This window comes from Micropruina sp., from assembly GCF_047607385.1.
Taxonomy (GTDB): Bacteria; Actinomycetota; Actinomycetes; order Propionibacteriales; family Propionibacteriaceae; genus Micropruina.
The window spans coordinates 1-8087 of record NZ_JASGDE010000148.1; the positions used below are offsets into that span (position 1 = coordinate 1).

The following is an 8087-nucleotide window of genomic DNA, read 5'->3' on the forward strand; positions in this document are numbered from 1 at the left end:
ATCGGCGGCATCGGCGGCATCGGCGGCATCGGCGGCATCGGCGGCATCGGCGGCATCGGCGGCATCGGCGGGAGTCTGTCCGGTCGAACCGCATCGGTGATCCGCCGCCCCCAGCCTCAGAGGTGATCGACCACTAGGGTCGAAGCCATGCGTCCCGATCAACTGCCCCTGCTCACCACCGTGTCGACGCCCGCCGTCCATCCCGACGGCGGTTGGGCGGTGGTGGCGACCAGTCGCCCCGATTTCGACGCGGACGGCTACGTCGGGCAGCTCTGGCACGTCCCGCTGGACGGCGCGGCCACCCGGCGGCTGACCCGCGGCCAGAGCGACAGCAATCCCCGGTTCTCCCCGGACGGCTCGCTGATCGGCTTCCTGCGCGCCGGGGCGAACGACCGGTCCCAGGTGCACCTGATCCCGAGCTCCGGCGGCGAGCCGCTGTGCCTGACCAACCAGCCGTTGGGCGTCTCCGACTTCGCCTTCTCACCGGACGGGCGGCTGCTGGCCTTCATCGCCCGGGTGCCGGAGGAGGGCCGCTACGGCACCGTGGACGGGGTCGCCGCCGGCCAGGAGGATCCGCGGCACATCACCGCGCTGGCCTTCCAGTACAACGGGCTGGGCTGGTCACGGGACCGGCGCAGCCAGCTGTTCGTCGTCGAAGTGCCGGACGTCCACGCCGAGCCGCCGGTGACGCCGGTCGGGCGCGCCGCCAAGCAGCTCGAACCGGAGGCGCTGAAGGACCACGGCGTCCCGAAGGCCACCCAGCTGACCACCGCCGACACCGATCACCGCCAGCCGTGCTTCACCGCCGCCGGTGACGCGGTGCTGGTGGTGGCCGGACAACCCGGCGAACCGGAGAACCTGGTCAGCGACCTGCTTCGGGTCAGCGTCGACGGTGGTGACGTGACCCGGCTCACCGACGGCTCGCTGGACGTGGCGTCCCCGGTCGAGGTGGACGGCACGATCTGGTTCACCGGCGCGGAACTGGGCGCCTCCGGGCTGGAGTTCGTCGCGGCACAGCCGTCGGTGTACCGACTCGGCGCCGACGGACCGCAGCGGCTCACCGACCCGGACGTCCTGATCGAGGGCGACCTGGTGCCGGCCGGCAACGGTGTGCTGGCGATCGCCGAGGCGCGTGGGGCGTCCCAGCTGCTGAAGGTGACCGCCGAGGGCACCGAGTTCCTGCTGGACATCGACGCCGGCGTGGTGGCGTTCGGCTGCGGCCTGCCCGGCCGGACGCCTGACGCAGCCCCGGTGGTCAGCTACCGCACCGGGAGCAGCATGGGCGAGCTCGGGGTGCTGGACGGCGGCGGCCTGACGCCGCTGACCGATTTCGGGGCGGCGCTGCGCGCGGGCACCGAGATCCGCGAGCCGCAGGAGCTGCAGGCGAGGTCGTTCGACGGCTACCCGGTGCACGGCTGGGTGGTCACCCCCGCCGGCGAGGGGCCGCACCCGGTGCTGCTGATGATCCACGGCGGACCGTTCGCGCAGTACACCTCGGTGTTCTTCGACGAGGCGCAGGTGTACGCCGAGGCCGGCTACGCGGTGGTGATGTGCAATCCGCGTGGCTCCGCCGGCTACGGACGCGAGCACGGCCGGGCCATCCAGGGCGCCTTCGGCGAGCTGGACTCGGCCGACGTGCTGGCCTTCCTCGATCATGCGGTGGCGTCCGTGCCCGGGCTGGACGGCGAACGGGTCGGCATCATGGGCGGCTCCTACGGCGGCTACCTGACCGCCTGGATCATCGCCCACGACCATCGCTGGGCGGGCGCGATCGTCGAGCGCGGGTACCTCGACCCGGCGTCGTTCGTCGGCAGCTCCGACATCGGCTGGTTCTTCCCGCAGCAGTACAACGGCACCAAGGAGGCCATGGACGCCCAGTCGCCGATGCTGCTGACCGATCGGGTGAGCACCCCGACCTTCGTCGTCCACTCCGAGCAGGATCTACGTTGCCCCTTGTCACAGGCGCTTCGCTACTACACCCAGCTGAAGCAGGGCGGGGTGGAGGCCGAGCTGCTGGTGTTCCCGGGCGAGAACCACGAGCTCTCCCGCTCGGGCACCCCGTGGCATCGCCGGCAGCGGTTCGAGGCGATCCTGGACTGGTGGGCGCGGCACCTGCCGGTCAGCTGAACGGCACGTTGGTCGGTCAACCGTTCGGACGCCGACACACCTCGTCCGCCGACTCGACCAAGCGGGAGAAGCTGGCGCTGGCCTCGGCGAGTGAAAGCGTGGACACGCGCGGAATCTACCGCACGGCCGGCGCGGCGAGTTGGACAGTCTCGTCCACTGCGTGCAGGACGACCTCGAAGCCGCCGACGGAACTCTGACCGTCCAGCGGCTGCAGACTGACCACGATGCCGGTTGCGCGGTCGAGACCGACCAGCCACCGGGTCGGCAGGTCGGTGGGACGGGGCAGCCTCGGCGCCCGGGGGCCACCCTCGGCGTCGTAGATCCGGTCGGCCAGCTGACCGTCCAGCAACGGGCAGCAGGTGCAGCGGGGGTCGTAACCGGGGCCCTCCCGAACAACCGCCCACCAGGTCAACCGTCCGTGCCGCTCACCGGCGCTCAACTCACTCACCAGGGTCGCCGGGCCCAGGCGCTCATCCGAGCCGTCGGCAAGCTCGACCGGGTCGAGCATCGCCACCCACCGGTAGTCGCGCCACATCAGCTCCTCGGCGACTTCGTGCCCTGGCGGCCGGACGGCGACCAGGCCGTCGGCGTCGAAGGTGACGGTGGCCTCCCACGGGAACGGCACCTCCGACGTCCCGCTGTCAGCGTTGCCCTGCTCGTCCCAGCCGAACCAGGACGACCTCGAGCGCTGCAACTCCTGCACCATCGGCGCACCGTCGCCGCCCTCCACCCGCAGCGCGTTCCGCCGGTCCAGCCAGGCCTCCAGCCGGACCGGGTCGGCGCCGGTGCGCACCAGGTCGAAGTGCGCGGTGCGCCACAGCCACGGCGACGACCGGGCCAGCGCCCGCCACTGTTGCTCGGCGGGTGCGACCATGCCGCCGGTCAACGGCTCACTCCCACTCGATGGTGCCCGGGGGCTTCGAGGTGATGTCGAGCACCACCCGGTTCACTTCGCGGACCTCGTTGGTGATCCGGGTCGAGATGCGTTCCAGCACGTCGTAGGGCAGCCGTCCCCAATCGGCGGTCATGGCGTCCTCGGAGGTGACCGGACGCAGCACCACCGGGTGCCCGTAGGTGCGGCCGTCGCCCTGCACCCCCACCGAGCGGACGTCGGCCAGCAGCACCACCGGGAACTGCCAGATCTCCCGGTCGAGGCCGGCCGCGGTGAGTTCGGCGCGGGCGATGGCGTCCACCTCGCGGAGCAGGTCGAGCCGCTCCCGGGTGATCTCGCCGATGATCCGGATCGCCAGGCCGGGGCCGGGGAACGGGTGCCGCCAGACCATCTCGTCGGGCAGCCCGAGCTCGGTGCCGACGGCGCGCACCTCGTCCTTGAACAGGGTGCGCAGCGGCTCCACCAGGGAGAACTGCAGGTCGTCGGGCAGTCCGCCGACGTTGTGGTGGCTCTTGATGTTGGCCGCACCCTCGCCGCCGCCGGACTCCACCACGTCCGGGTAGAGGGTGCCCTGGACCAGGAACTCGATGTCCTTGGAGGCGTTCAGCGCGCGGGCGGCGTCCTCGAAGGTGCGGATGAACTCGCGTCCGATGATCTTGCGCTTGGTCTCCGGGTCGCTCACCCCGGCCAGCGCGCCGAGGAACCGGTCGGCCTCGTCCCGGACCACCAGCTCGACCCCGGTGACCGCGACGAAGTCACGCTCCACCCGCTCGGCCTCGCCCTTGCGGAGCAGGCCGTGATCGACGAAGACGCAGGTCAGCTGGTCGCCGATCGCCTTCTGCACCAGCGCCGCCGCCACCGCGGAGTCGACCCCGCCGGACAGCGCGCAGAGCACCTGCCTGTCGCCCACCTGGGCCCGGATCGCGGCCACCGAGTCGTCGACGATGCTGGCGGCCGTCCAGTCCTGACGGCAGCCGGCGATCTGCACCAGGAACGCCTCCAGCACCGCCTGGCCGTACTCGGAGTGCCCGACTTCGGGGTGCCACTGGACGCCGGCCAGGCCGCGCGCCGGATCTTCGAAGGCCGCCACCGGCGAACCCCCGGAGGTGGCCAGGCAGACGAACCCGGGCGGCGCGGCGTAGACGGCGTCGCCGTGGCTCATCCAGGCCCGGAAGTCGGACGGCAGCCCGCCCAGCAGGGTGCCGCCGGACTCGACCTGGACGGCGGTGCGGCCGAACTCGGACAGCCCGGTCTGCCGCACCTCGCCGCCGAGCGCACTGGCCATCGCCTGGAAGCCGTAACACATGCCGAAGGTGGGGATGCCGGTGGTGAACAGCGCCGGATCGACCTGCGGCGCCCCCGGCGCATACACCGACTGGGGCCCGCCGGAGAGCACGATCGCCTTCGGCCGACGGGCGATGATCTCGTCGACGGACGCGGTGTGCGGGACGATCTCGGAGTAGATCCGGGCCTCTCTGATCCGCCGGGCGATCAGCTGCGCATACTGCGCGCCGAAGTCGACGACCAGGACCAGTTCGTGCTCGTGGCTCATGGGACGCCAGTGTAGGGATTGCGAATGGTGACATGATTGAGCACCGAGATTCGTGAACGCGGAGCACCCGCGCGATCCATCAGTGAGGACCTGACACATGCAGATCTACGACGACGTGACCACGCTGGTGGGACGGACCCCGCTGGTCCGCCTCAACCGCATCTTCGGCGACACCAAGGCGACGGTGCTGGCCAAGCTCGAGTTCTACAACCCGGCCAACTCGGTGAAGGACCGGATCGGCGTGGCGATGATCGACGCCGCGGAGGCGTCCGGGCAGCTCAAGCCGGGCGGCACCATCGTCGAGGCCACCTCCGGCAACACCGGCATCGCGCTGGCCATGGTGGGCGCCGCGCGCGGCTACCGGGTGGTGCTGACCATGCCCGAGACCATGTCCAAGGAGCGCCGCGCCCTGCTGCGCGCGTTCGGTGCCGAACTGGTGCTGACTCCGGGTGCCGAGGGCATGCGCGGTGCGGTGGCCCGGGCCGAGGCGATCGGCGCCGAGGAGGGCGCCGTCCTGGTCCGCCAGTTCGCCAACCCGGCCAACGTCGAGATCCACCGCAAGACGACCGCCGAGGAGATCTGGAACGACACCGACGGCACCGTCGACTACGTGGTCGCCGGCATCGGCACCGGCGGCACCATCTCCGGCGTCGGCCAGGTGCTGAAGGAGCGCAAGCCCGAGGTGACGATCGTCGCCGTCGAGCCCAAGGAGTCGCCGATCCTGTCCGGCGGCCAGCCCGGCCCGCACAAGATCCAGGGCATCGGCGCCAACTTCATCCCGGAGATCCTGGACCGCTCGATCATCGACGAGATCCTGCCGCAGAACGCGGAGACCGCCGTGGAGTTCGCCCGGCTGGCCGCCGCCAAGGAGGGCCTGCTGGTCGGCATCAGCTCCGGCGCCGCGCTGGCCGCCGCCGCCGAGCTGGCCGCCCGTGAGGAGACCGCCGGCAAGACCATCGTGGTGATCATCCCGTCGTTCGGCGAGCGCTACCTGTCCACCATCCTGTACTCGGATCTGATGGATTGATGACACTGCGTGCCCTGATCTCGTCGGCCTGGTTCCGGCTGAACGAGGATCTGGACACCGCGCTGCGGGAAGATCCCGCGGCGCACAGCAAGCTGATGGTGGGGCTGGCGTACCCGGGCGTTCATGCCGTCTGGGTGCACCGGCTCTGCCACAAGCTGTGGGTGACCAGCCCGGCACTGCGGCCGCTGGCCCGGCTGCTGTCACAGCTGTCCCGGACGCTCACCCAGGTGGAGATCCATCCGGGTGCGGTGATCGGCCGGCGCTTCTTCATCGACCACGGCAACGGCGTGGTGATCGGTGAGACCGCCGAGATCGGCGACGACGTGCTGATGTACCACCAGGTCACCCTGGGCGGACGCTCCCGCGGCCGGTTCAAGCGACACCCGACCATCGGCAACAACGTGCTGCTCGGCGCCGGGGCCAAGATCATCGGACCGATCACCATCGGCGACGGTTCCAAGGTGGGCGCCAACGCCCTTGTGGTGAAGGACGTCCCACCCGGCTCGGTGGTCACCGGCATCCCGGCGAATATGACCGCCGGGGACGTCATCGCCTGAGTTCCTGCCTGCCCTTCGTCGGTCGAGCTTGTCGAGACCCTTCCGAGCACCGTTAGTCGAGCTTGTCGAGACCCCCGTTCTGTGGTCGGGTTTGGGTTGCCGCGGAGTGGGCTCCACCTGCGGTTTCGCAAGCTCAACCAGCGAGGCCGACGTCAGATAGCGACCGATTCGGCACCCCTCCGAGGCAGACGAGGCGAAACGCCTCCCGAATCGGTCGCTAGTTGACGGCCCCGGTCAGCTCTGGGGCGTCCACTCGGGATCGCGTCCGACCCAACCGACCAGGCGGGCATAGGCGCTGGCGTCCGGAGCGACCGGGACGACGGGGCCGAACGGGACGCCGATCTCGGCACCGCGCGGCTCGGCCGGCAAGGCTCCGGTCATCGGACCGACCACCGCCTCGGCGATCTCTTGGTTGAGTTGATCGTCGCGGCCGAGGGCGCGCGCCAGGTCCCAGGCATGCACCGCCAGCTCGCTGGCGTAGATCGCGATGGCCTGGAAGCCCGGCATCTCTCCGGCCGGATGCGCCCACGTCCGGCCCAGCAGCGCGTCGTCCGCGATGGCCTGTTCCAGCGGCGCGATCCGGGAGTGCCAGGCGTCCGACCAGTCGGCGTCGGCGATGCCGTCGACGACGGACGGCACCTCGAAGGGCTTGCCGCCGCCGGCGATGTGGGTGATCCGGTCTTCGACGGCGACCAGGTGGCTGAGCAGGTCGCGCACCGCCCACTCCGAGCACGGGGTCGGGCGATCGAGGTCGGAGGCCGCCAGCCCATCGATCAGCGGGGTGACCTGGGCGAGCGCCGCGAGGAACAGGGGCCGGGTGTCCGGCAGGTTCTGGGTTTCGTTCATGACTCGATCCTGTCGCCTTAACCAGACACCTTCTGTCATGTTTTCGTGACAGGATTCAGACCATGCGAGCCGACCGGTTGCTGCAGATCCTCGCCCTGTTGCGGCGACACGGACGGCTGCCCGCGCGCCGGTTGGCCGAGATCCTGGAGGTCTCGGAACGCACCGTGCTGCGCGACATGGAGGCGTTGTCCGCCGCCGGCGTCCCGGTCTACACCGACCGCGGCCGCAACGGCGGCTGCGCCCTGCTGGACGGCTACCGCACCGAGGTCAGCGGGCTGACGCCGGGCGAGGCGCAGGCATTGTTCGCCTGGACGTCGGGGACGGCGGCCGCCGAACTCGGGCTGAGCGGCGAGCTGAGCGCGGCACTGACCAAGCTGTCGGCGACCGTGCCGGCTCCGGCCCTGGAGACCGCCGAAACGCTGGCCTCGGTGGTGGTGGTCGACCGGCGGCGCTGGTTCGCCTCCGCCGAGGAAGTGCCGCTGCTGCCGACGCTGCGGGACGCCGCCACCCGCAAGCGCCGACTGCGGCTGCGCTACGCCTCGCCGCGGACCAACGGAGAGCCCGGCACCCGGACGGTCGACCCGTACGGGCTGGTCGAGAACGCCGGACGCTGGTACCTGCTGGCCGCGCACCGGGGCGAGCAGCGCACCTACCGGGTCTCCCGGATCGTCTCGGCAACCGTGCTGGACGAGACCGCCCGGGTTCCCGACGACCTGAATCTGGCCGAGGCCTGGGCTCGACAGCGGGCGGCCTTCGAGGACACCGGCAAGGCCTGCACGATCACGGTTGCCGTCGATCCGGCGGCCGCCGGGTTCTTCACGACGTACTCGCACTTCCAGCTGGCGCCCGGCACCACGGTGCACCAGCTCGGCGAGGACGCGGGATGGCCGGTGCTGGAGCTCACCTTCCGCGCCCGTCGGGCGGCATTGGCGATCGTATTGGCCTTCGGCGGCGAGGCCCGGCTGCTCTCCCCCACCGACCTGCGGGACGACGCGGTGCGGCTGGCGCGGGCGACCATCGAAGCGCACGCACCTTAGGGAACCGCTGATGGGCGGTGGATCGAGGCTTAGCCTCGATCCACCGATC

7 protein-coding genes are annotated in these 8087 nt (G+C 71.1%); 4 read left to right on the plus strand and 3 right to left on the minus strand.

Translation table 11 applies throughout. The features are described 5' to 3' along the window. Nucleotides 1-147: 147 nt before the first annotated feature. Nucleotides 148-2127 carry a S9 family peptidase gene (locus QM582_RS13305; RefSeq protein WP_415085140.1) on the plus strand — a complete coding sequence of 660 codons (1980 nt, stop codon included), beginning with the start codon at nt 148-150 and terminating at the stop codon, nt 2125-2127. A 115-nt stretch (nt 2128-2242) separates the two neighbouring features. On the opposite strand, the gene QM582_RS13310 is transcribed toward QM582_RS13305, so the two are convergent. Further along, nucleotides 2243-3001, minus strand: coding sequence for a hypothetical protein (locus QM582_RS13310; RefSeq protein ID WP_415085142.1), 759 nt, complete (start codon nt 2999-3001; stop codon nt 2243-2245). Between the two features lie 16 nt (nt 3002-3017). Beyond that, nucleotides 3018-4571, minus strand: a complete 1554-nt coding sequence (gene guaA / locus QM582_RS13315; RefSeq protein WP_415085144.1) for a glutamine-hydrolyzing GMP synthase — start codon at nt 4569-4571, stop codon at nt 3018-3020. Nucleotides 4572-4668: 97 nt separating this feature from the next. On the opposite strand from guaA, the gene cysK reads away from it, so the two are divergent. Then, nucleotides 4669-5598: a cysteine synthase A gene (gene cysK, locus QM582_RS13320; RefSeq protein WP_415085146.1), complete on the plus strand. Its 930-nt coding sequence runs from the start codon at nt 4669-4671 to the stop codon at nt 5596-5598. Further along, a complete protein-coding gene (gene cysE, locus QM582_RS13325; RefSeq protein WP_415085147.1) occupies nt 5598-6155 on the plus strand; it encodes a serine O-acetyltransferase in 558 nt (185 codons plus the stop codon). Before cysK ends, cysE begins: the two co-directional genes overlap by 1 nt. A gap of 234 nt (nt 6156-6389) precedes the next feature. Here cysE and QM582_RS13330 read toward each other — a convergent pair whose 3' ends face one another. Beyond that, nucleotides 6390-7001, minus strand: a complete 612-nt coding sequence (locus QM582_RS13330) for a TIGR03086 family metal-binding protein (RefSeq protein ID WP_415085149.1) — start codon at nt 6999-7001, stop codon at nt 6390-6392. Nucleotides 7002-7063: 62 nt separating this feature from the next. On the opposite strand from QM582_RS13330, the gene QM582_RS13335 reads away from it, so the two are divergent. After that, on the plus strand, nt 7064-8038 hold the full coding sequence (locus QM582_RS13335; protein WP_415085151.1) for a helix-turn-helix transcriptional regulator: 975 nt from the start codon (nt 7064-7066) through the stop codon (nt 8036-8038). Nucleotides 8039-8087 lie beyond the last annotated feature (49 nt).